Source organism: Burkholderia sp. EMB26 (assembly GCF_024730645.1).
Classification (GTDB): domain Bacteria; phylum Pseudomonadota; class Gammaproteobacteria; order Burkholderiales; family Burkholderiaceae; genus Burkholderia; species Burkholderia cenocepacia.
Map to the genome: position 1 here is coordinate 497,079 of NZ_CP078070.1, position 23,921 is coordinate 520,999.

23 protein-coding genes are annotated in these 23,921 nt (G+C 67.1%); 11 read left to right on the forward strand and 12 right to left on the reverse strand.

Features of this window, described 5'->3' with window-relative positions:
* Nucleotides 1–143 precede the first annotated feature (143 nt).
* Together KU887_RS02425 and KU887_RS02430 are read left to right on the forward strand one after the other, a co-directional pair.
* Entirely contained in the window at nucleotides 144–749 is a 606-nt protein-coding gene (locus KU887_RS02425; RefSeq protein WP_006482064.1) for a nitroreductase family protein, read from the forward strand.
* Between the two features lie 189 nt (nucleotides 750–938).
* Entirely contained in the window at nucleotides 939–2,189 is a 1,251-nt protein-coding gene (locus tag KU887_RS02430) for an Hsp70 family protein (protein WP_006494125.1), read from the forward strand.
* A 101-nt stretch (nucleotides 2,190–2,290) separates the two neighbouring features.
* On the opposite strand, the gene KU887_RS02435 is transcribed toward KU887_RS02430, so the two are convergent.
* Entirely contained in the window at nucleotides 2,291–2,494 is a 204-nt protein-coding gene (locus KU887_RS02435; protein ID WP_006477070.1) for a cold-shock protein, read from the reverse strand.
* A gap of 420 nt (nucleotides 2,495–2,914) precedes the next feature.
* Between KU887_RS02435 and KU887_RS02440 the strand changes: the two genes are divergently transcribed.
* Complete coding sequence (locus tag KU887_RS02440; protein WP_258254085.1) at nucleotides 2,915–4,513, forward strand: APC family permease; 1,599 nt, start codon at nucleotides 2,915–2,917, stop codon at nucleotides 4,511–4,513.
* Between the two features lie 111 nt (nucleotides 4,514–4,624).
* On the opposite strand, the gene KU887_RS02445 is transcribed toward KU887_RS02440, so the two are convergent.
* From KU887_RS02445 to KU887_RS02475, 7 genes are all read right to left on the reverse strand, one after another.
* The gene (locus KU887_RS02445) at nucleotides 4,625–5,416 is read right to left on the reverse strand and encodes a class III extradiol ring-cleavage dioxygenase (RefSeq protein ID WP_006494408.1); all 792 of its coding nucleotides are present in this window, start codon (nucleotides 5,414–5,416) and stop codon (nucleotides 4,625–4,627) included.
* Nucleotides 5,417–5,618: 202 nt separating this feature from the next.
* The gene (locus KU887_RS02450) at nucleotides 5,619–6,215 is read right to left on the reverse strand and encodes a UbiX family flavin prenyltransferase (protein ID WP_006482052.1); all 597 of its coding nucleotides are present in this window, start codon (nucleotides 6,213–6,215) and stop codon (nucleotides 5,619–5,621) included.
* A 24-nt stretch (nucleotides 6,216–6,239) separates the two neighbouring features.
* Nucleotides 6,240–6,551, reverse strand: a complete 312-nt coding sequence (gene grxD / locus KU887_RS02455; RefSeq protein WP_006477066.1) for a Grx4 family monothiol glutaredoxin — start codon at nucleotides 6,549–6,551, stop codon at nucleotides 6,240–6,242.
* A 67-nt stretch (nucleotides 6,552–6,618) separates the two neighbouring features.
* Nucleotides 6,619–7,461 carry a peptide chain release factor N(5)-glutamine methyltransferase gene (prmC, locus tag KU887_RS02460; protein WP_048986034.1) on the reverse strand — a complete coding sequence of 281 codons (843 nt, stop codon included), beginning with the start codon at nucleotides 7,459–7,461 and terminating at the stop codon, nucleotides 6,619–6,621.
* Between the two features lie 7 nt (nucleotides 7,462–7,468).
* Nucleotides 7,469–8,551: a peptide chain release factor 1 gene (prfA, locus tag KU887_RS02465; RefSeq protein WP_006494405.1), complete on the reverse strand. Its 1,083-nt coding sequence runs from the start codon at nucleotides 8,549–8,551 to the stop codon at nucleotides 7,469–7,471.
* Nucleotides 8,552–8,643: 92 nt separating this feature from the next.
* Nucleotides 8,644–9,942, reverse strand: a complete 1,299-nt coding sequence (hemA, locus tag KU887_RS02470) for a glutamyl-tRNA reductase (RefSeq protein WP_006482047.1) — start codon at nucleotides 9,940–9,942, stop codon at nucleotides 8,644–8,646.
* 26 nt (nucleotides 9,943–9,968) lie between these two features.
* Nucleotides 9,969–10,733, reverse strand: coding sequence for a response regulator transcription factor (locus tag KU887_RS02475; RefSeq protein ID WP_006494404.1), 765 nt, complete (start codon nucleotides 10,731–10,733; stop codon nucleotides 9,969–9,971).
* A gap of 171 nt (nucleotides 10,734–10,904) precedes the next feature.
* Here KU887_RS02475 and KU887_RS02480 point away from each other — a divergent pair, with 171 nt between their 5' ends.
* The 4 genes from KU887_RS02480 (at nucleotide 10,905) to KU887_RS02495 (ending at nucleotide 14,261) form a co-directional block, all read left to right on the forward strand.
* On the forward strand, nucleotides 10,905–11,159 hold the full coding sequence (locus KU887_RS02480) for a hypothetical protein (RefSeq protein ID WP_006477062.1): 255 nt from the start codon (nucleotides 10,905–10,907) through the stop codon (nucleotides 11,157–11,159).
* Between the two features lie 18 nt (nucleotides 11,160–11,177).
* Nucleotides 11,178–12,992 (forward strand): aminopeptidase P family protein, encoded by a 1,815-nt coding sequence (locus KU887_RS02485; RefSeq protein WP_034201063.1) that lies wholly within the window; start codon nucleotides 11,178–11,180, stop codon nucleotides 12,990–12,992.
* 97 nt (nucleotides 12,993–13,089) lie between these two features.
* Nucleotides 13,090–13,641 (forward strand): cysteine hydrolase family protein, encoded by a 552-nt coding sequence (locus tag KU887_RS02490; RefSeq protein WP_006482082.1) that lies wholly within the window; start codon nucleotides 13,090–13,092, stop codon nucleotides 13,639–13,641.
* The gene (locus KU887_RS02495; protein ID WP_006482054.1) at nucleotides 13,638–14,261 is read left to right on the forward strand and encodes an HAD family hydrolase; all 624 of its coding nucleotides are present in this window, start codon (nucleotides 13,638–13,640) and stop codon (nucleotides 14,259–14,261) included. The genes KU887_RS02490 and KU887_RS02495 overlap by 4 nt, the downstream gene beginning before the upstream one ends.
* Before the next feature lie 140 nt (nucleotides 14,262–14,401).
* Here KU887_RS02495 and ettA read toward each other — a convergent pair whose 3' ends face one another.
* The 3 genes from ettA to gcvA form a co-directional block, all read right to left on the reverse strand.
* On the reverse strand, nucleotides 14,402–16,069 hold the full coding sequence (ettA, locus tag KU887_RS02500) for an energy-dependent translational throttle protein EttA (protein WP_006494122.1): 1,668 nt from the start codon (nucleotides 16,067–16,069) through the stop codon (nucleotides 14,402–14,404).
* A 171-nt stretch (nucleotides 16,070–16,240) separates the two neighbouring features.
* Nucleotides 16,241–16,549: a DUF3761 domain-containing protein gene (locus KU887_RS02505; protein WP_006482070.1), complete on the reverse strand. Its 309-nt coding sequence runs from the start codon at nucleotides 16,547–16,549 to the stop codon at nucleotides 16,241–16,243.
* An 89-nt stretch (nucleotides 16,550–16,638) separates the two neighbouring features.
* Nucleotides 16,639–17,556 carry a transcriptional regulator GcvA gene (gene gcvA / locus KU887_RS02510; RefSeq protein ID WP_006482065.1) on the reverse strand — a complete coding sequence of 306 codons (918 nt, stop codon included), beginning with the start codon at nucleotides 17,554–17,556 and terminating at the stop codon, nucleotides 16,639–16,641.
* Between the two features lie 193 nt (nucleotides 17,557–17,749).
* On the opposite strand from gcvA, the gene KU887_RS02515 reads away from it, so the two are divergent.
* The 4 genes from KU887_RS02515 to KU887_RS02530 all read left to right on the forward strand — a co-directional run bounded on the left by KU887_RS02515 (nucleotide 17,750) and on the right by KU887_RS02530 (nucleotide 22,680).
* On the forward strand, nucleotides 17,750–19,018 hold the full coding sequence (locus KU887_RS02515) for an MFS transporter (protein WP_258254100.1): 1,269 nt from the start codon (nucleotides 17,750–17,752) through the stop codon (nucleotides 19,016–19,018).
* Between the two features lie 81 nt (nucleotides 19,019–19,099).
* Nucleotides 19,100–19,447, forward strand: coding sequence for an MmcQ/YjbR family DNA-binding protein (locus tag KU887_RS02520; protein WP_006482050.1), 348 nt, complete (start codon nucleotides 19,100–19,102; stop codon nucleotides 19,445–19,447).
* Between the two features lie 376 nt (nucleotides 19,448–19,823).
* Entirely contained in the window at nucleotides 19,824–21,215 is a 1,392-nt protein-coding gene (gene gabP, locus KU887_RS02525; RefSeq protein WP_006482059.1) for a GABA permease, read from the forward strand.
* Nucleotides 21,216–21,468: 253 nt separating this feature from the next.
* On the forward strand, nucleotides 21,469–22,680 hold the full coding sequence (locus KU887_RS02530) for an MBL fold metallo-hydrolase (RefSeq protein ID WP_258254104.1): 1,212 nt from the start codon (nucleotides 21,469–21,471) through the stop codon (nucleotides 22,678–22,680).
* A 73-nt stretch (nucleotides 22,681–22,753) separates the two neighbouring features.
* Here KU887_RS02530 and ychF read toward each other — a convergent pair whose 3' ends face one another.
* Nucleotides 22,754–23,848, reverse strand: coding sequence for a redox-regulated ATPase YchF (ychF, locus tag KU887_RS02535; RefSeq protein WP_006482062.1), 1,095 nt, complete (start codon nucleotides 23,846–23,848; stop codon nucleotides 22,754–22,756).
* Between the last annotated feature and the right edge of the window lie 73 nt (nucleotides 23,849–23,921).

Below are 23,921 nucleotides of genomic sequence, written 5' to 3' on the forward strand. Positions count from 1 at the left end.
GGCCGGCCGCACCGCCGCGGCCGGCCATTGCACGCACGCAGATTTGCATAGCGCGGCGGGATCGGGCGCGCTGTCGCTCAAGCGGGTATGCTTGCGGTTCGCCGGGCGTTCGCGCCCCTTCATCGATGTCAGCGAGGAACCGCATGTCCGTCAAACCTGCTCCCACCACTGTTTCGATTCACGATCTGATCGCGGGCCGCTGGAGCCCGCGCGCGTATTCGGATGAGCCCGTCAGCGCCGGCGATCTCCACGCGGTGCTCGAAGCGGCACGCTGGGCCCCGTCCGCGTACAACGCGCAACCGTGGCGTTTCATCGTATTCGATCGCACCCAGGACGAAGACGCGTTCAAGCGCGCATTCGCGACGCTGGTGCCGTTCAACCAGGGCTGGAATGCACCGGCGCCGGTGCTGATCGCGGTCACCGCGCACACGCTCACGCCGAAGGGCGAGCCGGCGCCGACCGCGCTGTACGACGCCGGCGCCGCCGCGATGTCGCTGGTGCTGCAGGCGCACGCGCTGGGCCTCGCCGCGCACCAGATGAGCGGTTTCGACCCGAAGGCATTCCGCGACGCGTTCGCGATTCCGGCGGACGTCGCGATCGTGTCGATCATCTCGCTCGGCCACTACGGCAACGTCGACAAGCTCGATCCCGTGCTGCGCGATCGCGAGAAGGCGCCGCGTACGCGCCATGCGATCGGCGAAGTCGTCTACGCCGGTGCGTGGAAGAAGAGCTTCGACGCGGCAGCCTGATCCTGCGGGCGGGCAGGCTGCGTCGCGCATCCTGTCCGCGCATGTTCGCGGCGCGCCACGGCGCGCGCCGTCGCCACCGGGCGCCCGTTGCGCGGCGCCGCTGGCCGGCCCCGGTTGTGATCCCGCGGGCTTCATGTTAAAAAGCCCGTCCTTTCCGTTTTCGCGCCGGCCCTGCTGCGGCAATTTCCCATGACTTACTGCGCGATCGATTTCGGCACGTCCAATTCCGCCGTGGCGCTGCCCGACGGCGATGGCATGCGCCTCGCGCCCGTCGAGGGCGACCACCTGACGCTGCCCACCGCGATCTTCTTCAACAACGACGAAGAGACGGTCGAATACGGCCGGGCGGCGCTGGCCTCCTATATCGACGGTTTCGACGGCCGGCTGATGCGCTCGATGAAGAGCATCCTCGGCTCGCCGCTCGCGGAAACGACGACCGATCTCGGTGACGGCAGCGCGATCGCGTACACCGACATCATCGCGCGCTTCCTGACGCACCTGAAGCGCAAGGCCGAAGCGCGCGCGGGCGCGCCGATCGGCCGCGCGGTGCTCGGCCGGCCGGTGTTCTTCGTCGACGACGATCCGCGCGCCGACCGGCTCGCGCAGGATCAGCTCGAGGCGGCCGCGCGCTCGGTCGGCTTCGCGGACGTTCACTTCCAGTACGAACCGATCGCCGCCGCGTTCGACTACGAGTCGCGCCAGCAGGCCGAGCGTCTCGTGCTCGTCGCCGACATCGGCGGCGGCACGTCCGACTTCTCGCTGGTGCGCGTCGGCCCGCAGCGGATGGCGCGGCTCGAACGCAAGGACGACGTGCTGGCGCACCACGGCGTGCACGTCGCGGGCACCGACTACGACCGGCGGGTCGAGCTGGCGGCGATCCTGCCCGCGTTCGGCTACCGTTCGCTCGACCCGGAAGGGCGCGAGCTGCCGAACAAGATCTACTTCGATCTCGCGACCTGGCACCTGATCAATACCGTCTACACGCCCAAGCGCGTCGGCGAGCTGAAGCTGATGAAGCACCTGTACCAGGATGTGCGGCAGTACGACCGGCTCACGAGCGTGGTCGAGCAGCGGCTCGGGCATGCGCTGATGGCGCGCGCGGAAGAGGCGAAGATCGGTGTCGCGGCGGGCGGGGAGACGATGATCGACCTGAACGACGTGGAAGAGGATCTGCTGATCGCGTTCGACGCGGATCGCCTCGTCGACGCGAGCCAGGACGATACCGCGCGCATCGTCGATGCCGCACGCGAAACGGTGCGGCTCGCGGGCGTCGCGCCGCGTGACGTCGGGGCGCTGTATTTCACCGGCGGTTCGACGGGGCTCGCGTTCCTATCGGGTGCGCTCGCCGGCGCGTTTCCGGATGCGCAGCCGGTGTTCGGCGATCGCTTGGCGAGTGTCGCGACGGGGCTCGGCATTCACGCGCAGCGCCTGTTCGGCTGAGCGGCGCGGGCGGCTATAAGCCGCCATGCCGGACGAGCGGCGCGCAAAAACAAAAAGCCCCGCCGAAGCGGGGCTTTTTTACACGAATTATCGCGCCAAGCTTAGACCGGACGGATGTTCGCAGCTTGCAGACCCTTCGGGCCCGTCTTCACTTCGAATTCAACCTTCTGGTTTTCTTGCAGCGTCTTGAAGCCTTCGACGCGGATTTCCGAGAAGTGCGCGAACAGATCGTCGCCGCCGCCTTCCGGGGTGATGAAGCCGAAGCCCTTTGCGTCATTGAACCACTTGACGGTACCGGTTGCCATGTTACTTGTTCCTAAAAAGATAAAACGGGGCCGAAGCCCATGGGGTGCGGAAAATCAAGGAAGGGGTAATAGGACCAACCGGAGTACCGTTGATGGGCGAACTACGAAAGAACCAATTCACTCGCCACTTGAAATCCTGCGAAGTCCTTTATACGGCTAATCGGTCTGATGGTCAACCGTATTCCCATGCTCTCAGGGTTATTGCGGAGATCGGGTTTACAAAGCTTGCAAGCGATGCGAATTTTTTGTAGGGGCCGATCGATTTTGGCGCCACGTTCGAGGTGCAACCGTTAAACTACGCGCCGCGTGGACGGGTTGCCCCGATCGGGTTGACCGTCCCCCCAAGAATGCGTGCGCGGTGCTGTCCGAGCCGATCCCGGACCGCAGGCCGACCATGCTTTTTGAGACACAGGAGAGGATGTGAAGAGTTCTATTCAACGGAACATCGGCCCGTTTGCATTGATGCTGACGGGGCTGGGTTCGATTATCGGCTCGGGCTGGCTGTTCGGTGCCTGGAAAGCCGCGAAGATCGCCGGTCCGGCGGCGATCTGCGCATGGATCATCGGCGCGGTCGTGATTCTGGCGATTGCGCTGACGTATGCGGAACTGGGCGCAATGTTCCCCGAGTCGGGCGGCATGGTGCGTTACGCGCGGTACTCGCACGGTTCGCTGGTGGGTTTCATCAGCGCGTGGGCCAACTGGATCGCGATCGTATCCGTGATCCCGATCGAGGCGGAAGCGTCGATCCAGTACATGAGCACGTGGCCGTATCCGTGGGCGCATGCGTTGTTCGTGAATGGCGAATTGCAGACTCTCGGTCTGCTGCTGTCGGCCGTGCTGGTCGTCGTCTACTTCCTGCTGAACTACTGGGGCGTGAAGGCTTTCGCGCGGGCGAACACCGCGATCACGATCTTCAAGTTCCTGATTCCGGGCCTCACGATCCTCGGCCTGATGCTGACGAGCTTCCACGCGGAGAACCTCGGCACCGCGTCGAATACGAGCTTCGCGCCGTATGGCTGGTCGGCCGTGCTGACCGCGGTCGCGACGAGCGGCATCGTGTTCGCGTTCAACGGCTTCCAGAGCCCGGTGAACCTGGCCGGTGAAGCGCGCAATCCGGCGCGCAGCGTGCCGTTCGCGGTGATCACGTCGATCCTGCTCGCACTCGTGATCTACGTGCTGCTGCAAATGGCGTATATCGGCTCGGTGAACCCGGCCGACGTCGCGAAGGGTTGGGCGCACTTCAACTTCTCGTCGCCGTTCGCGGAACTCGCGATCGCGCTGAACCTGAACTGGCTCGCGATCCTGCTGTACGTCGACGCGTTCATCAGCCCGAGCGGCACCGGTACGACCTACATGGCGACGACCACCCGCATGATCTACGCGATGGAGCGCAACAACACGATGCCGAAGATGTTCGGCAACGTGCACCCGATCTACGGCGTGCCGCGCCAGGCGATGTGGTTCAACCTGCTCGTGTCGTTCATCTTCCTGTTCTTCTTCCGCGGCTGGAGCTCGCTCGCGGCAGTGATCTCGGTGGCGACGGTGATCTCGTACCTGACCGGCCCGATCAGCCTGATGGCGCTGCGCCGCTCGGCGACCGACATCGAGCGCCCGCTGTCGATTCCGCTGATGAAGCTGATCGCCCCGTTCGCGTTCGTGTGCGCGTCGCTGATCCTGTACTGGGCGAAGTGGCCGCTGACGGGTGAAATCATCCTGCTGATGATCGTTGCGCTGCCGGTGTACTTCTTCTTCCAGGCGAAGTCGGGCTGGACCGGCTGGGGCGCCGACCTGAAGGCCGCATGGTGGCTGGTCGCGTACCTGCCGACGATGGCCGTGCTGTCGCTGATCGGCAGCAAGGAATTCGGCGGTTATGGCTTGCTGCCGTACGGCTGGGACATGCTGGTCATCGCGGCGATCTCGCTGGTGTTCTACTTCTGGGGCGTGAATACCGGTTACCGGACCCAGTATCTCGACGAGCGCGAGTCGCACGACGAGATCCTCGAAGGGGTCGGTGCCTGACGCCCGACCTGCCGCCGGATTCGGCGGCGGCAGGATGCAGCGAAAAAAGCCCGCCCGAGCGATGCTCGGGCGGGCTTTTTACTGGCCCGGCGGTGGCGCCCCCGTTCAGGTTCAGGCGCCGGCGCTCGCGAACACGTAGTTCGTCATCGCGAGCACGCGCTGGTAAGTGCCGAGCGACTGGATGCCGAGCCGGTAGTCGTCGTCCGCCGCGCCGAGCGCCGTGAAGACCGGCAGCAGATGTTCGTCGGTCGGATGCATCAGCGCCGCGTGCGGCGCCTGCCGGCGGTAGTCGAGCAGCGCGTCGACGTCGCGTGCGGCCAGTTTCGCCTCGAACCAGTCGGTGAATTCCGCGACGCGCGGGTCCGCATCCTCGGGCGCGGCGCCGAAATCGGCGGCGCGCAGGTTGTGCGTGATCTGCCCCGAACCGATCACCATCACGCCTTCGTCGCGCAGCGGCCGCAGCGCGCGGCCGAGCGCGAAGTGATGCGCGGCGTCCGCGCGCGGCTGGATCGACAGTTGCGCGACCGGCACGTCGGCTTCCGGAAACATCAGCAGCATCGGCACCCACGCGCCGTGATCGAGGCCGTGTTCGGTCGTCGCGGTCGCGATGCCGGCTGCGTTGAGCAGCGCGGCCGCGCGTTCGGCCACGTCGGGCGCGCCCGGCGCCGGATAGCGGATGTCGTACAGCGCCTGCGGGAAACCGTAGAAGTCGTGAATCGTGTCCGGATGCGCGGCGACGCTCGCGACTGGCCGCTGCGTGCCCCAGTGCGCGGACAGCATCAGTACCGCGCGTGGGCGCGGCAATTCGGCACCGAGGTGCGTGAACGCGCCGGACGGCAGCGCCGGGTCGATCGGCAGCGTCGGGGCGCCGTGGGACAGGTACAGCGAAGGCAAGCGGTTCATGGTGGTGACCTGCGAAAGAGTTTGCCTGTGACTATAGGCGCGCACCACGCATTGATAAATCGGCACGCTGGAATTTGATTGACGCCTGATTGTTGATAATCGTGGCGATAGCGGGCTTCCGACTGCCGACTGGCATCGGAAGGCGTGGAATCGACGGAGTTGTGGTGAGGATCGGTGGAGATGCGCGCAGAAGAGGCGTGACTTACTGCGCGTGCCGGATGCCGGCCCACGGTGTCGTGAGCGGCGCGCTGAGCGCGAACAGGTCGAGCACGCGCGTGACGGTCTGATCGACGAGTTCCTCGATCGTCTTCGGCATCGCATAGAACGCCGGCAGCGGCGGAAAGACGATGCCGCCCATTTCGGTGACGGCGGTCATGTTGCGCAGATGCGCGAGGTTGAACGGCGTTTCGCGCACCATCAGCACGAGACGGCGGCGCTCCTTCAGCGTGACGTCGGCCGCGCGCGTGATCAGGTTGTCGGACAGCCCGTGCGCGACGCTCGCGAGCGTCTTCATCGAGCAGGGTGCGATCACCATGCCATCGGTCGCGAACGAGCCCGACGCAATCGTCGCGCCGACGTCGCGCACCGAATGCACGACGTCCGCACGGCTTTCGACGTCGGCCTTCGGCAGCTTCAGTTCATGCTGGATGTTGAGCCAGCCGGCGTTCGAAATCAGCAGGTGTGTTTCGACGCCGCCGGCGGCGCGCAGCAGGTCGAGCAGCCGCACACCGTAGATCGCGCCGGTGGCGCCGGTGATCGCGACGATCAACCGGCGTGGCGGCGCGCTGGAAGATGCCATCGAAAGGGGGACGGGTGCCGCGTGTTACGCGGCGGCGAACAGTTGCTGCAGTTCGCCCGACTGGTACATCTCCATCATGATGTCCGAGCCGCCGATGAATTCGCCCTTCACGTAGAGCTGCGGGATGGTCGGCCAGTTCGAGAAGGCCTTGATGCCCTGGCGGATTTCGTCGTCCTCGAGCACGTTGACGGTCTTGAACTGGTCGACGCCGCAGGCCTTCAGCACCTGCACGGCGCGGCCCGAGAAGCCGCACATCGGGAATTGCGCGTTGCCCTTCATGAAGAGCACGACCTGGTTTTCGTCGACGATTTGCTTGATACGTTGTTGGGTGTCCATGACTGACCTTGCGTTTGCGGGGCGTTAGATCGAAATGATAGCGGATTTCAACCGGGCGGGCCGGGCATCAGCCCGGCAGGCGGCCGCCGGTCGTGCGTTCGATGGCGGCGAGATCGGTCAGCGATTCGACCGCGACGAAGCCGTGCGACACCAGGATCGCGCGCACGGCTTCGGCCTGGTCGTAGCCGTGCTCGATCCAGAGCGTGCCGCCCGGCTTCAGATGGGCGCCGGCGCCCGCGACGATCGTGCGGATCGCGCTGAGGCCGTCGGCGTCGTCGGTGAGCGCGCCGCGCGGCTCGAAACGCAGGTCGCCCTGGGCGAGATGCGGATCGTGCTGCGCGATGTACGGCGGGTTGCTGACGATCGCATCGAACGCGAGCGCGGGATCGAGCGCCGCGTACCAGTCGCTCTGCAGCCAGTGCAGCGGGCCGCCGGGGCGCTGCGCGTCGAGCAGCTTGTCGGCGTTGCGTTGCGCGACCGCGAGCGCGGCCGGCGAACGGTCGAGCGCCCACACGCGCGCATCGGGGCGCTCGGCCGCGATCGACACGGCGATCGCGCCGCTGCCGGTGCCGAGGTCGAGCACGGCCGCGTGCGGCAGCCCGTCGATCGCATCGAGCGCGGCTTCGACGAGCAGCTCGGTTTCGGGGCGCGGGATCAGCACGTCGGGCGTCACGTCGAACGGGCGGCCGAAGAACTCGCGCATCCCGACCAGTTGCGCGACGGGTTCGCCGGCGACGCGGCGCGCTTCGAGTGCGCGGTAGCGTTCGACCGCGGCCGCGTCGAGCGGCGCGTCGCCGCGCGTGATCAGCTGTGTGCGGGTCCAGCCGAGCGCGTGCGCGAGCAGCACGCGTGCATCGACCGGGTCGAGCGGCGAGGCGCGCAGCAGGGCGTCGGCGGTGGTGTCGGGCATCGTGGCCTCAGTCGGCTTCGCCGAGCGACGCGAGCAGCTCGGCCTGGTGCTCGGTGACGAGCGCGCCGATCAGTTCGTCGAGATCGCCGTCCATGATCGCCTCGAGCCGGTACAGCGTCAGGTTGATCCGGTGGTCGGTCATCCGGCCCTGCGGGAAGTTGTACGTGCGGATGCGTTCCGAACGGTCGCCGGAGCCGATCAGGCTCTTGCGCGTCGCGGCTTCCTTCGCATGCTGCTCGTGATACTGCTTGTCCTTGATGCGCGCGGCGAGCACCTTCAGCGCGCGATCCTTGTTCTTGTGCTGCGAGCGATCGTCCTGGCATTCGACGACGATCCCGGTCGGGATGTGCGTGACGCGCACCGCCGAATCGGTCTTGTTGATGTGCTGGCCGCCCGCGCCGGACGCGCGGAACGTGTCGATGCGCAGGTCGGCCGGATTGATTTCGACCTCGCCGATCTCGTCGGCTTCCGGCATCACCGCGACCGTGCACGCGGACGTATGGATGCGCCCCTGCGTCTCGGTGGCCGGCACGCGCTGCACGCGATGGCCGCCCGATTCGAACTTCAGCCGCGAATACGCACCCTGGCCCGCGATCCGCACGATCACTTCCTTGTAGCCGCCGAGATCCGACGCGCTCTCCGACATCATTTCGACCTGCCAGCGCTGGCGTTCCGCGAAGCGCAGGTACATGCGCAGCAGGTCGCCCGCGAACAGCGCCGATTCGTCGCCGCCCGTGCCCGCGCGGATTTCGAGGAAGATGTTGCGGTCGTCGTTCGGATCCTTCGGCAGCAGCATCTTCTGCAGCTCGGTCTCGAGGCGCGCCATGCCCTCGCGTGCACTGCGGATTTCGTCTTCCGCGAAATCGCGCATCGACGGATCGGCGAGCAGTTCCTGCGCGGCCGCCTCGTCGCTGCGCGACTGGCGCCATAACGCGTATTGCTCGACGACCGGGCCGAGTTCCGCATGTTCGCGCGTCAGCTTGCGGTACTGGTCGAGGTCGGCCGTGACGTTTTCGCGGCTCAGCAGGTCGTTCAGTTCGGCCAGCCGTGTGGACAGCTGGTCGAGCTTGCGTTGCATGCTCGTCTTCATGGTGTGGAGCGGCGCTCCCGGGCAAGGGTATTCGGAAAGGATAGGCCGGCGGCAGGGCAATGCGCGGCCGCCGGCAGGGCGACCGGCCGGCGCTAGTGGCCGGACTGGTCGTTCGAACGCGGCGCGTGCTGGTAGAAGCCGCGCATCAGGTCGATCAGCGAATCGCGATCGGCGCCGTTGACGCGGTTGAGCGCGCTCGTCGGGCCGTGGATCAGCTTGTTGGTCAGCGCCTGCGACAGGGCTTCGAGCACGGCGGCCGGATCGTCACCGCGTGCGAGCAGCTTCTGTGCCTTCTCGACTTCGGCGCGGCGCAGCGCGTCGGCCTGCGTATGCATGTGACGGATCACCGGCACGACGCTGCGCGTGTCGAGCCATTGCATGAAATTCTGCACGCGGGTTTCGATGATCGCTTCGGCCTGCGCGACCGCGGCCTGACGCGACGCGTTGCCTTCGCGCACGATCGCGCCGAGATCGTCGACGGTGTACAGGAACACGTCCTTCAGCTTGCCCACTTCGGGCTCGATGTCGCGCGGCACCGCGAGGTCGACCATGAAGATCGGCCGGTGGCGACGCGCCTTCACCGCACGCTCGACCGCGCCGAGGCCAATGATCGGCAGCGTCGACGCGGTGCACGACACGATGATGTCGAATTCGTGCATGCGGGTGGGCAGGTCGGCCAGCGGCATTGCGCGGCCGTTGAAGCGTTCGGCGAGCCGCTGGCCGCGTTCGGCCGTGCGGTTCGCGACGACGAGTTCGCGCGGGCCTTGCGCGGCGAAGTGCGTCGCGCACAGCTCGATCATTTCGCCTGCGCCGATGAACAGCACGCGCTGATCCGACACCTTTTCGAAGATGCGCTGCGCGAGGCGCACCGCGGCCGCGGCCATCGACACCGACTGCGTGCCGATTTCGGTCGTGCCGCGCACTTCCTTCGCCACCGCGAACGTGCGCTGGAACAGCTGGTTCAGATAGGTGCCGAGCGCGCCGGCTTCCGTCGCGGTGCGAACGGCATCCTTCATCTGGCCCAGGATCTGGGTTTCGCCGAGCACCATCGAATCGAGGCCGGAGGCGACGCGGAACGCGTGCCGGACCGCTTCCGACTGCGGCAGCGCATAGACGTGCGGCGCGAGTTCGTCGACCGGAATCCGGTGATACTCCGACAGCCAGCGGAGCGCGCCTTCGCGGGCCGCGCGATCGTCGGTCGCGCAATACAGTTCAGTGCGGTTGCAGGTCGAGAGGATCGCCGCTTCGGGCGTATTGGGCGCCTGCGGGCCGAGAAACACGTTCTTGAACGTGACGAGAGCCGGTTTGATTTGCTCGAGCGGAAACGCCACGCGTTCGCGCAGGGCGACAGGCGCAGTGTGGTGGTTGATTCCGATCGTGAGGAGTTGCATATCGAGGGCTATCGTTTAGCCCCATATTATAGCGTTTCAGCGATTTCCTCACTCGCCGCATACCGGGCATCAGCGTGGCGGGGGCGCGAATTTGGGGGCTCGATCGGTACGCGGTCAAGCTGGTAGCCGAAGCCGTAGAGCGGCAGCAGTCGGTAGCCGCGCTCCGGAAGCAGCTGCAATTTGCTGCGCAGCCGCGACGCGTGGGTATCGAGCGTGCGCGACTTCATGTCGCGGCGGCGCGCCCATACCGTTTCGAGGATATGGGCGCGCGACACGGGCCGCGACAGGTTCGTGAACAGCAACTGCGCGAAACGGAACTCCTTCGGCGTAAGTGAAACGATTGCGTCGCCGAAACGCACGAGGCAGTGTGTGGCGTCGAACGCGTATTCGCCGTACATTTCGCGCGAGCGGGTGGGCGGCCGGCGAACGCCGGCGCGCCGGCTCAGCGCGTTGACGCGCGCGAGCAGCTCGGGCCCGCTCACGGGGCGCACGAGGCAATCGTCGGCGCCCGCGTGCAGGCACGAGACGATTTCGCTTTCGCGTGCCGACTGCATCACGGCGATGGCCGGCAATCCCGGCAGGACCGCCTGCGCGCGCGGAATGACTTCCTGCGCCGGCTGATCGCCGGCCCAGTGGCCGGTGACCAGCATGTCGCAGGTGTTGTCGGCGGCGAGCCACTCGAAGAAAGCGGCGCTGGATGGAAAAGCATGGCACACGTGACCGCCGGCAAAGAGCAGGCGGTTCAGGAGTGCGGTGTGACGCGACTCCGGATCGATCAGCGCGATTCGCATGAGAATTTCTTCAATACGGCAGCCGGTGTGCGCTTGCCATAACGTCGAGTCGGCCCCTACACTCGAATGTTCGCGGCGCCCGGCTGGTCTCGGGTTCGATGGATGAATCGATGCTAGCCGCTGGCAACGTTCACGCCTATGGGACGAATCTGAATTTATAGAAGGCGTCGAATGAACTGGTTTGGAATCCTTGTCCTGGGAGCGGCCGTCGGGTTGTTCGGCCGCTGGCTGCATCCGATGCGGCGCACGGGCCGGCCGGCGTGGTGGATCGCGGTGCTCGTCGGCATCGTGGGCGCGGCCGCCGCCCGCATGGTCGGCAATCTCTCGGGACTGTTTTACGATGGCGAGACGCTCGAATGGCCGGTCTGCACCGGCGTCGCGTTCCTCGCCGTAGCCGTGACGGTCGCGCTGTCGGCCCGTCGCTGAATGCTCTCAGGTGAAATCATGAATGCCCGTCTCCCCGAAGTCTCGCCGGTGCCGGCCCGTCTCGCGCTATTGCGCGACGCCATGGTCCGCGAGAACCTGGCCGCCTATCTCGTGCCGTCCGCCGATCCCCACCTGTCCGAATACCTGCCCGAACGCTGGCAGGCGCGCCGCTGGCTGTCCGGCTTCACGGGTTCGGTCGGCACGCTGGTCGTCACCGCGGACTTCGCGGGGTTGTGGGTCGACAGCCGCTACTGGGTGCAGGCCGACGCCGAACTGGCGGGCACGGGCGTGCAACTGATGAAGATGACGGGCGGGCAGCAGAGCGCGCCGCACGTCGACTGGCTCGCGCAGAACGTGGCGGCGGGCGCGACGGTCGGGGTCGACGGCGCCGTGCTCGGCGTCGCGGCCGCGCGCGGGCTGACGGCCGCGTTGAGTGCGCGCGGCATCGCGCTGCGTACCGACGTCGACCTGCTCGATGCGATCTGGCCCGAGCGGCCGGGGCTGCCCGGCGATGCGGTGTTCGAGCACGTGGCGCCGCAGGCCGACACGACGCGCGCGAGCAAGCTGGCCGACGTCCGCCGCGCGATGCACGCGCAAGGCGCGCAGTGGCATTTCGTGTCGACGCTCGACGATCTCGCGTGGCTGTTCAACCTGCGCGGCGCCGACGTCAACTTCAATCCGGTATTCGTTGCGCACGCAATGATCGGCACCGATCGCGCGACGCTGTTCGTCGCCGACGGCAAGGTACCGCCGGCGCTGGCCGCGTCGCTCGCGCAGGATGGTGTCGACGTCCGCGCGTACGACGCCGCGCGTGCGTCGCTCGCGGCGCTGCCGGACGGCGCGACGCTGCTGATCGACCCGCGCCGCGTGACGTTCGGCACGCTCGAGGCCGTGCCGGCCGGCGTGAAGCTCGTCGAGGCCGTGAATCCGTCGACGTTCGCGAAGTCGCGCAAGACGACCGCCGAGATCGAGCACGTGCGCGTGACGATGGAGCATGACGGTGCCGCGCTCGCCGAATTCTTCGCGTGGTTTGAACAGGCCGTCAATCGCGAAACGATCACCGAGCTGACGATCGAGGAGAAGCTCACGGCCGCGCGCGCGCGGCGCCCCGGCTATGTGTCGGCGAGCTTCGCGACGATCGCCGGCTTCAACGCGAACGGCGCGATGCCGCACTACCACGCGACGCGCGAGTCGCACGCGACGATCGCCGGCGACGGCCTGCTGCTGATCGATTCGGGCGGCCAGTACGTGACGGGCACGACCGACATCACGCGCGTCGTGCCGGTCGGCACCGTCAGCGACCTGCAGCGGCGCGATTTCACGATCGTGCTGAAGTCGATGATGGCGTTGTCGCGCGCCCGCTTCCCGCGCGGCATCCGCTCGCCGATGCTCGACGCGATCGCGCGTGCGCCGATGTGGGCGGCCGGGCTCGACTACGGCCACGGCACCGGGCATGGCGTCGGTTACTTCCTGAACGTGCACGAAGGCCCGCAGGTGATCTCGCACTACGCGCCGGCCGAGCCGTACACGGCGATGGAAGAGGGGATGATCACGTCGATCGAGCCGGGTGTGTACCGTCCGGGCCAGTGGGGCATCCGGATCGAGAACCTGGTCGTGAACCGCGCGGCCGGGCAGACGGAATTCGGCGATTTCCTCGCGTTCGAGACACTGACGCTGTGCCCGATCGACACGCGCTGCGTGCTGATCGAGATGCTGCACGACGAAGAGCGCGCGTGGCTGAACACGTATCACGCGACGGTGCGCGAGCGCGTCGGCCGGCATGTGAGCGGCGACGCGAAGGCGTGGCTCGACGCGCGCACGCAGCCGATCTGACGCAACGCGCGGCAGGGCCGGATAGCGGCTGATCGCGATCGGACAGCGATCGGATAGCGATCGAACGACGGCCGGACAATAACAGCGAGGGCAGGCAATGGCGGACACTGCGGTGATCGTGGTCGACATGCAGCGCGGGCTGGTGGAGCGGGCGCGGCCCGCGTACCGGCTCGACGACGTGGTGTCGGGCATCAACCGGTTGACGGCGGCGGCGCGCGCGGCGAACGCGCCGGTGTGCTTCGTGCAGCACGACGGCGACGCGGACGACGACGTCGTGCCCGGCACGCCGGGCTGGGAACTGCATGCGGGGCTGGTCGTCGGTCGCGACGACTGGCGCGTGCGCAAGCAGGCGAGCGACGCGTTTCACGACACGCCGCTCGCGGCGCAGCTCGATCGCCACGGCATCCGCTCGGTGCTGATCTGCGGCTATGCGACCGAGTTCTGCGTCGATTCGGCCGCACGCCGCGCCGCGTTGCTCGGCTACCGGACGACCGTCGTGTCCGACCTGCACACGACGAACGAGCGCGTCCACCTGTCGGCGGCGCAGATCGTCGCGCACCATCACTTCATCTGGAACAACAATTCGCTGTCGGGCAACGCGGTGACGCCGCGTCCGCTCGCGGACGTGCTTGCTACGGAGTTCGCATGACGATCAAGGCAGTGGTGTTCGATTTCGGCGGCGTGCTGATCGACTGGAGCCCCGAGTACCTTTACCGTGAACTGATTCCCGACGACGCCGAGCGCCGCTGGTTCCTCACGCACGTGTGCGCGATGGACTGGGTGGTCCGTCAGGACGGCGGGCAGACGATCGAGGAAGGCACGGCCGAACTCGTCGCGAAGTTTCCCGAGCACGAAGCGCTGATCCGCGTGTTCTATGCGCGCTGGCACGAGATGATCGGCGGCGTGCTCGAAGAAGGCGCGGACCTCGTCGACCGGCTGGACGCGCAGGGAATGCCGCTGTTCGGGCTGACGAACTGGTCCGCGCAGACGTTTCCGTATGCATGGGACAACTTCCCGGTGCTGCGCCGGTTCAAGGACATCGTCGTATCGGGCCGCGTGAAGCTCGTGAAACCCGATCCGGCGATCTACCGCGAGATGCATGCGCGGATCGAGCCGCACCTGCCCGGCATCGCGTCGCACGAACTCGTGTTCATCGATGACAACGCGAAGAACGCGGCGGCCGCCACGGCGCTCGGCTGGCACGGCATTCATCACACGAGCGCGGCGGCGACCGAGGCGCGGCTGCGCGAGCTGGGCGCGCTGGTGTAAGCGGCGGGACGAGCGCCAGGCGAAAAAAAGCGGGCCATGGGCCCGCTTTTTCGTTGTGCCGTTCCGGATGCGGCCTCCTTCGATCACCTTCGGCGTCCAGCCCCGCGTGAGCGCGAGGCCGGATGCCCGGGCCGCGCCGGTCAGCGGCTGATCGGCTTGTAGCGCAGTCGCTTCGGCTTCGCGGCTTCCTCGCCGAGGCGCGCGCGCTTGTCGGCTTCGTACTCCTGGTAGTTGCCGTCGAAGAACGTGACCTGCGAATCGCCTTCGAACGCGAGGATGTGCGTCGCGATCCGGTCGAGGAACCAGCGATCGTGCGAGATCACCATCACCGAGCCCGCGAATTCGAGCAGCGCGTCTTCCAGCGCGCGCAGCGTTTCGACGTCGAGGTCGTTCGACGGTTCGTCGAGCAGCAGCACGTTGCCGCCCGAGATCAGCGTCTTCGCGAGGTGCAGGCGGCCGCGTTCGCCGCCGGACAGGTTGCCGACGATCTTCTGCTGGTCGCCGCCCTTGAAGTTGAAGCGGCCGATGTATGCACGCGACGGCGTTTCGTACTTGCCGACCGTCAGCACGTCGGCGCCGCCCGAGATTTCCTCGAACACCGTCTTCGAACCGTCGAGCGCGTCGCGGCTCTGGTCGACGTACGCGAGCTTCACCGTCGGGCCCATTACGACTTCGCCCGAATCCGGCTGTTCCTTGCCGGTCAGCATCTTGAACAGCGTCGACTTGCCGGCGCCGTTCGGGCCGATGATGCCGACGATCGCGCCGGCCGGGATCTTGAAGCTCAGGTTGTCGATCAGCAGGCGATCGCCGAACGACTTGCTGACGTTCTTGAACTCGATCACTTCGTTACCGAGGCGTTCGCCGGCCGGAATGAAGATTTCCTGCGTTTCGTTGCGCTTCTGGTATTCCTGGCTGCTCAGCTCCTCGAAGCGCGCGATACGCGCCTTCGACTTCGCCTGACGCCCCTTCGGGTTCTGGCGCACCCACTCCAGTTCTTTCTTGATCGCCTTCTGGCGTGCCGATTCCGACGCTTCTTCCTGCTTCAGGCGCTCTTCCTTCTGGTCGAGCCAGCTGCTGTAGTTGCCCTTCCACGGAATGCCGTGGCCGCGGTCGAGTTCGAGAATCCACTCGGCCGCGTTGTCGAGGAAGTAGCGATCGTGCGTGACGGCGACCACGGTGCCCGGGAACCGCACCAGGAACTGCTCGAGCCAGTCGACCGATTCGGCGTCGAGGTGGTTGGTCGGTTCGTCGAGCAGCAGCATGTCGGGCTTCTCGAGCAGCAGCTTGCACAGCGCGACGCGGCGCTTCTCACCGCCCGACAGGTGCTCGATCTTTGCGTCCCACGGCGGCAGGCGCAGCGCGTCGGCGGCCACTTCGAGCTGCTGCTCGGGGCTGCCGCCGTCGCTCGACGCGAGGATCGCTTCGTATTTCGCCTGTTCGGCCGCGAGCGCGTCGAAGTCGGCGTCCGGTTCGGCGTAGGCCGCGTAGATTTCTTCCAGCTTCTTGTTCGCCTGGAACAGGTCGCCGAGGCCTTCCTCGACGGCTTCGCGCACAGTCTTCGTCGGGTCGAGCTGCGGCTCCTGCGGCAGGTAGCCGATGTTCAGGTTCGGCATCGGCGTGGCTTCGCCCTCGATGTCCTTGTCGACGCCCGCCATGATGCGGATCAGCGTCGACTTGCCCGAGCCGTTCAGGCCGAGCACGCCGATCTTCGCGCCGGGAAAGAACGACAGCGAGATGTCCTTCAGGATCTGGCGCTTGGGCGGCACAATCTTGCCGACCCGGTTCATCGTGAAAACGTATTGGGCCATTTCGGTGTGAAAGTCAGAAGTGGTTGAGACGGCCGCGCAGCGCGCGCGGGCGTGGCGGCGTCGGGTGATTCGGTACGGAGCGTGCCGCGCGGGGCGCGGCGGTGCGAGCGCGTATTGTACTTCGCCGCCGGCTGCCGCTGGCACCGCGCAGGCCATTCGGCCGACCCGCGCTCACAGCCACGCGGCGACGCCGCCATGCCCGGAGCAGGTGCCGCGCCGGTGGCGGCTGAAGCTATACGTGCCGTCTCGGCAGCGCGCGCTCGCGCCGTCCGGCACGCGGCCCGATTTCGAATGCGCGGGCGCATGCACGGTTTCGCCGTCGCGGTTGCGATAGGTGTCGTGACGGTCGAGATCGGCTTCGTCGCCGTAGCCGGGCGACGCGCGATAGGCGTGCGCGGCAGGCGGCAACGCGGTGCACGCGACGAAAAGCGCGGCGGACAGGGTCGCGACGTGGGTCGCGCGGCGAAGCAGGGCACGCATGGTCTCTCTCGTTCTGTTCGTTGTTATCGATGTCGGGCCGACGGCCCGCGCCGCATGTTAGCGGATCGGCGCCGGGGCGCCGCGCGACGCTACGCCGCGCCGGCCATCGACGCCGCGCCGTCGGCCTGCGCGGCATCGAGAATCCAGCGACGGAACGCGGCAACCTTCGGCCGTTCCGCGTGATGCGGCGGATAGACGAGGTAGTACGCGAAATCGTCGAGCCATGCGACGTCGGCAAGCTGCACGAGCCGGCCGCTCGCCAGTTCGCCGCGCACCATCGCCGCCGGCAGCAGCCCGGCGCCCTGGCCGGCGACGATCGCCTGCAGCAGCAGGCCAGAGTCGTCGAACGCGGGGCCGCGCGGCGGGCCGAAATCGTCGATTCGCTGCGCGCCGAACCAGATGTGCCAGCCCTTGCGTTCGGCGTCGTGCAGTTGAGGCCAGCCGACGAGCTCGGCCGGCGTCGCCGGCATGCCGAGCCGCGCGACGAGGTCGGGCGACGCGAGCGCGACGATTTCCACCGTCAGCAGCCGTTCGCTGCAGAGCCCGATGTAGCGCCCGAGGCCGTGACGGATCGCGACGTCGACGCCGTCGCGCGCGAAATCCGCGAGCGCGTGGCTCGTGACGACCTGCAGGTCGACGTCCGGGCAAGCCTGCCGGAACTGCGCGAGGCGCGGGACGAGCCACGCGGATGCGAAGAACGGCGTCACGCTCACGGTCAGCACGCCGCTGTCGGCGGCGCCCGACACGCGCTGCGACGCGTCGGCGATCTGCCGGAACGCGTTGCGCACGGGCGGCAGGTAGTCGCGGCCGGCGGCCGTCAGCAGGATGCCGCGGTTCACGCGCTCGAACAGCTGCACGCCGAGATGCGTCTCGAGCGTGCGGATCATCTGGCTCACCGCACCGGGCGTGACCGACAGCTCCTCGGCCGCCGACTTCACCGACAGGTGGCGGGCGGCGGCTTCGAAGGCGCGCAACGCATTGAGCGGCGGCAGGCGCGAACGGTTCATTCAGTTTTTCTAAAGCGAAAGGTCGACGAAATATCGTTTGAGACGACGCGTACGCGCGAGTACCGTTGACGCATCGGATCGCCCGTTTCACGGCTGCCCGCCGGCGGCCGATGCGATCAACATAGTTCAACTATATCCACGAGGCAATCCGGACGCCGCCCGGCAGCCGGTGGAACCCGAAAGGAGCATCGTCATGAACCGCCCGGGCGCATCGCGCCTTTTCTACGGCTGGTACGTGGTGGCGGCTGCGTTCGCCGTCACGTTCGTCGGATTCGGCAGCGCGTACACGTTCAGCGCGTTCGTCGAGTCGCTGCAGCGGGATTTCGCCGCGTCGCGTGGCCAGATCTCGCTCGTGTTCTCGCTCGCCGGCTTCCTCTACTTCGGCTTCGGCATCGTCAGCGGGCCGCTGGCCGATCGTTTCGGCTCGCGGCGGCTCGCCGTGCTCGGGATGTTGCTGACCGGCGCGGGGCTCGCGGCCGCCGGCGCGGCGCGCACGCTGCTGCAGGTCTACGTCGCGTACGGGCTCGGGGTTGGGTTCGGCGTCGGCTGCGCGTACGTGCCGGCCGTCGGCGCGGTGCAGCGCTGGTTCGTGCGTCGGCGCGGGTTCGCGTCGGGGCTCGCGGTCGCGGGGATCGGCGTCGGCACGCTGGTGATGCCGCCGCTCGCTTCCGCGCTGATCGCGCAGGTTGGCTGGCGCGGCGCGTATTTCACGCTGGCCGCGATCGCGCTCGTGCTGGGGGCCGGCATGTCGCTGCTGATCGAGAACGACCCGCGCGGGCGCGGATTGCTGCCGGACGGCAAGGTCGCCCGTGACGGCGGCGGCCGGCATGCCGGTGCTTCCCCGGCCGCCCCGAACGCGCCAGCCGGCGCGACGGTGCGCGAAGCCGTCACGTCGCGGCCGTTCGCGAGCCTCTACGCGGCCTGCCTCGTCTGCTCGTTCGGCGTGTTCGTCCCGTTCGTTCACCTTGTGCCGTACGCGCTCGATCATGGCGTCGCGCCCTCGACGGCCGTGCTGTTGCTCGGCGCGATCGGCGTCGGCAGCACGGCCGGCCGCTTCTTCCTCGGTGGCCTCGCCGACCGCTTCGGTCGCCGCGCGTCGCTGCTCGCGATGTTCGCGGGCATGGCCGTCGCGCTGGTCGCGTGGGCCGGCGCCGGCACCGTTGCGACGCTCGCTGCGTTCGCGCTCGTGTTCGGCGTGTTCTACGGCGGCTGGGTCGCCGTGCTGCCGGCGGTCGTGATGGACTATTTCGGCGGGCGCAACGTGAGCGCGATCATCGGCATCCTGTACACGAGCGTCGCGTTCGGCACGCTGGTCGGGCCGGCCGCCGCCGGCTTCGTCTACGATGCGGGCGGCGGCTATCTCGTGCCGATCCTCGCGAGCGCCGCCGCGAATGCGATCGCGTTCGCGATCGTCGCGACCACCGGGCGTGCGCCGGCCGCCGCCCGCGCGGCCGGCGGATAGCGCCGCGAGGCTGGGTGCGTCGCGCGATTTCCGGTAGGGTGGCCGGATCGTCAACCATCGACGCATGGTCGGGGAGGCATCGTGACATTCGACGAAGTCCGGCAGATCGCACTGGCGTGGCGCGGCGTCGAGGAAGGTACGTCGTACGGCACGCCCGCTCTCAAGGTGAAGGGCAAGCTGCTCGCGCGGCTGCGCGAGGACGGCGACACGCTCGTCGTGAAGGGCGTCGGCCCCGACGAGCGCGCGTGGCTGATCGAATCGGCGCCCGACGTGTATTACGTGACCGATCACTATGTCGGCTGGCCGATCGTGCTGGTGCGCCTGTCGGCTGCGCATCCGGACGCCGTGAAAAACCTGCTTCTGCGAGAATGGCACGCAATCGTGCCGGCGCAGTGGCGGAACGAAGCCGCCGCCCGCGACGCGAACTGAACGGCGCGCCCGGCGCGCGAGGCGCGGCCGAACCGGAGCAAGCGTTGCATCGGTTCGCATCGATGCAACGAGTGGTTCCATCGAAATGCTTCAATTGGTTCTTAGTGAAGAACCGTTTGATGCTTACACTCCTTCGCTTCGAAGGCGGCTGACGACAGCCGACGGAACGGGCGTACGCGATGCGCCGGCGCCCGGTGCGCCGCATCGCACCCGCAGCTTCGCAGACTGCGCGGACGACCCGGCCGGAACGGCCCCATCCGGCCCATGCCCGCGTGCGACGCACGCGCGGTCGCAGCCGGATTCAAGAACGACAACTCCCCGCGCCGCCTTCACGCGACACCCGGTCGTATCGGAACCGTTTTTTGGAGAGAGACAGATGAGTGGAAGCAACACAGGCCTCGGCACCGGCCTGAAGCAGCGTCACGTGACGATGATGTCGATTGCCGGCGTCATCGGCGCGGGCTTGTTCGTCGGCTCCGGCCACGCGATCGCGGAAGCCGGGCCGGCATCGATACTCGCGTATGCGATCGCGGGCGTGCTGGTCGTGCTGGTGATGCGCATGCTCGGCGAAATGGCCGTCGCGCATCCGGACAGCGGGTCGTTCTCGACCTATGCCGATCGCGCGATCGGCCACTGGGCCGGCTTCACGATCGGCTGGCTGTACTGGTGGTTCTGGGTGCTGGTGATCCCGATCGAGGCGACCGCCGCCGCGACCATTCTCAATGCGTGGTTCCCGGGCATCGCGACGTGGATCTTCGCGCTCGGCATCACGCTGCTGCTCACCATCACCAACCTCTTTTCCGTCAAGAACTACGGCGAATTCGAATTCTGGTTCGCGCTGATCAAGGTCGTCGCGATCGTCGTGTTCCTCTGCATCGGCGGCGCGGCGATCGTCGGCATCATTCCTGCGCCGTCCGTGTCGGGCGTGTCGAACCTGTTCGTGCACGACGGCTTCATGCCGCACGGCGCGAGCGCGGTGCTCGCGGCGATGCTCACGACGATGTTCTCGTTCCTCGGCACCGAGATCGTGACGATCGCGGCCGCCGAATCGGACAACCCGCAACGCCAGATCGTGCGCGCGACGAACTCGGTCATCTGGCGTATCACGCTGTTCTATCTCGGCTCGATCCTCGTCGTCGCGGCCATCGTGCCGTGGAACGACCCGCTGCTGCCGAAGCACGGCTCGTATCAGCGCGCGATGGAGCTGATCGGCATCCCGAACGCGAAGGCGATCATCGACGTGATCGTGCTCGTGTCGGTCGCGAGCTGCCTGAATTCGGCGCTGTACACCGCGTCGCGGATGCTGTTCTCGCTGTCCCGGCGCAAGGACGCGCCGGCCTTCCTGCATCGCACCGATTCGACCGGCACGCCGCGCGCGGCCGTGCTCGCGTCGACCGCGTTCGGTTTCCTGACCGTGATCGCGAACTACCTGATGCCGGAGCAGGTGTTCGGCTTCCTGCTCGCGACGTCGGGCGCGATCGCGTTGCTCGTGTATCTCGTGATCGCGATCTCGCAACTGCGGATGCGCAAGACGCTCGAAGCGGGCGGCGCCGACCTGACGCTGCGGATGTGGCTGTTCCCGTGGCTCACGTGGGCCGTGATCCTGTTCATCTGCGGCACGCTGACCGTGATGTTCGTCAGCGAGGAGCACCGGATGGAAGTCGGCGCGACGGCCGTGCTCGCGTTGATCGTGCTGTTCGCTTCGTGGCTGAACAAGCGTGGGCGCGATGCGCAGGCGAACGCCGGGCGGCGGGTGTCGGCGACGTGAGCGCGCGAGCGGCCGGATGCGATAGCACCTGAGTGATACGGCCCGGAAGTATCGTGGCCCGACCGGCGTGTGCCGGCCGGGCTTTTTTTGTTCATCAAGGATTACCGGGTAACGGCCCGGCCGGCGTCCGCTCAGACGGCCGCGTCGCGGTCGATTCATTCCTGTTGGGAGATAAATCATCGACAAGCGGGATATTTGTTACCGAGACAGTTTCATTTATTCTACGGGCTCACCACCAATCAAGAGTCCGACCATGTCGATCCGTCATCTGTTTTCTTCCGCACTCGCGGCGACTGCGCTGCTCGGCGCCGCATCCGCAAGCATCGCTGCCCCGCTGACCGTCGATGTCTACAATCCGGGCGCGCATGCGATCTTCCCGGTTTCGTCCGAAATCGTTTCGGGCAAAACGGAGGCGATTCTGATCGACGCCCAGTTCCAGCGCAACGATGCGCAGGCGCTGGTGAGCCGGATCAAGGCGAGCGGCAAGACGCTCAAGGCCGTCTACGTGAGCCACAGCGACCCCGACTATTACTTCGGGCTGGAAACCATTCACGCGGCGTTCCCGGATGCGAAGATCGTCGCGACGCCGCAGACCGTTGCCGCGATCGAGGCCAGCAAGGACGGCAAGCTCGCCTACTGGGGCCCGATCCTGAAGGACAACGCGCCGGCTTCGGTGATCGTGCCGCAGCCGCTCGACGGCAATACGCTGCGCGTCGACGGCGAGCCGCTGCGCATCGTCGGGCTCGACGGCCCGACGCCCGATCGCACGTTCGTGTGGATTCCTTCCGCGCGGACCGTGGTCGGTGGCATCCCGGTCGCCGCGAACATTCATGTCTGGATGGCCGACACGCAGACGCCGCTGTCGCACGCGAACTGGCTGGCGACGCTCGACCGGATCGATGCGCTGAAGCCGGCGCGCGTCGTGCCCGGCCATTTCCTGCCGAATCGCGACGGCGGCCAGCCGTTCACCACGGGCGTCGCGTTCACGCGGAATTACGTGAAGGCGTTCGACCAGGAAGCGGCGCGCGCGAAGGATTCGACGACGCTGATCGCGGCGATGGAGGCGCGCTACCCGGATCTCGGCGAGAAGCCGTCGCTCGAGCTGAGCGCGAAGGTTGCCAAGGGCGAGATGCAGTGGCCCGCGCCGGCGCCGTTCCCCGCGGCGGGCAAGACGGTGCGCGTGCAGTTCGGCGCTACCGCGTTCGACCTGAACTTCAAGGACGACAAGACGATGTCGTTCGTCGGCACGGCCGGCCAATTCAAGGGCGTGACGGATACGGTGCAGTACACGGCGCGCGAGGTCCGTCCGCAGGTGTACATGGTGTACTGGCATGAGCCGTCCACCGGCTCGAACGTCGTGCACGTCGAGGATTTCGAACGCGGTGCGGTGGATACGAACATCGCGATGAAGGATGGACAGTTCCTGCATCTGTCCGGGACGCTGAAGGTCGTCGGTCGGGAATGAGTCGGTCTTCCGCCATCGAAAAGAAAAAGCCCGCATTCAGCGGGCTTTTTTACGCTCGATGCGACAGCAACGCTCAGACGTTGAACAGGAAGTTCATCACGTCGCCGTCGTGCACAACATATTCCTTCCCTTCCGCACGCATCTTGCCGGCTTCCTTCGCGCCTTGCTCGCCCTTGTACGTGACGAAGTCGTCGAACGCGATCGTCTGCGCGCGGATGAAGCCGCGCTCGAAGTCGGTGTGGATCACGCCCGCCGCTTGCGGCGCGGTATCGCCGATGTGGATCGTCCACGCGCGCACTTCCTTCACGCCCGCGGTGAAGTAGGTCTGCAGGCCGAGCAGCTTGAAGCCCGCGCGGATCACGCGGTCGAGGCCCGGCTCTTCCATGCCCATGTCGGCAAGGAAGGCTTCCTTGTCCGCGTCGTCGAGATCGGCGATTTCCGCCTCGATCGCCGCGCATACGGCGACCACCGGCGCGTTTTCGCTTTCCGCGTACTTGCGCACCGCCTCGAGGTGCGGGTTGTTCTCGAAGCCGTCGTCCTTCACGTTGGCGACGTACATCGCCGGCTTCGCGGTGATCAGGCAGAACGGCTTGATCAGCGCCTGTTCGTCGTCCGACAGCGCGAGGCCGCGCACGGCCTTGCCCTGGTCGAGCTGCGCGCGCACCTTTTCGAGCACCGCGACGAGCTTCGCCGCTTCCTTGTCGTTGCCCGACTTCGCCGCCTTCGAATAGCGCGTGAGCGCCTTCTCGATGGTGCCGAGGTCGGCGAGCGCGAGTTCGGTGTTGATCACTTCGATGTCGTCGATCGGGCTGACCTTGCCGGCGACGTGAATGACGTTCTCGTCCTCGAAGCAGCGCACGACGTGCGTGATCGCGTCGGTTTCGCGGATGTTCGCGAGGAACTGGTTGCCGAGGCCTTCACCCTTGCTCGCGCCCGCGACGAGGCCCGCGATGTCGACGAACTCGACGACGGCCGGCACGACACGCTCCGGCTTGACGATCTCGGAGAGCGCTTTCAGGCGCGTATCCGGCACTTCGACGATGCCGACGTTCGGCTCGATCGTGCAGAACGGGTAGTTCTCGGCGGCGATGCCGGCCTTGGTCAGCGCATTGAACAGGGTGGACTTGCCGACGTTGGGCAAGCCGACGATGCCGCATTTGAGACTCATGGAATCCTTCGGACGGGTGAGGCGGCGCGGCCGGACAAGGCACGGCGGCGCGGGAAAAAAGGGCGGCCGGCGC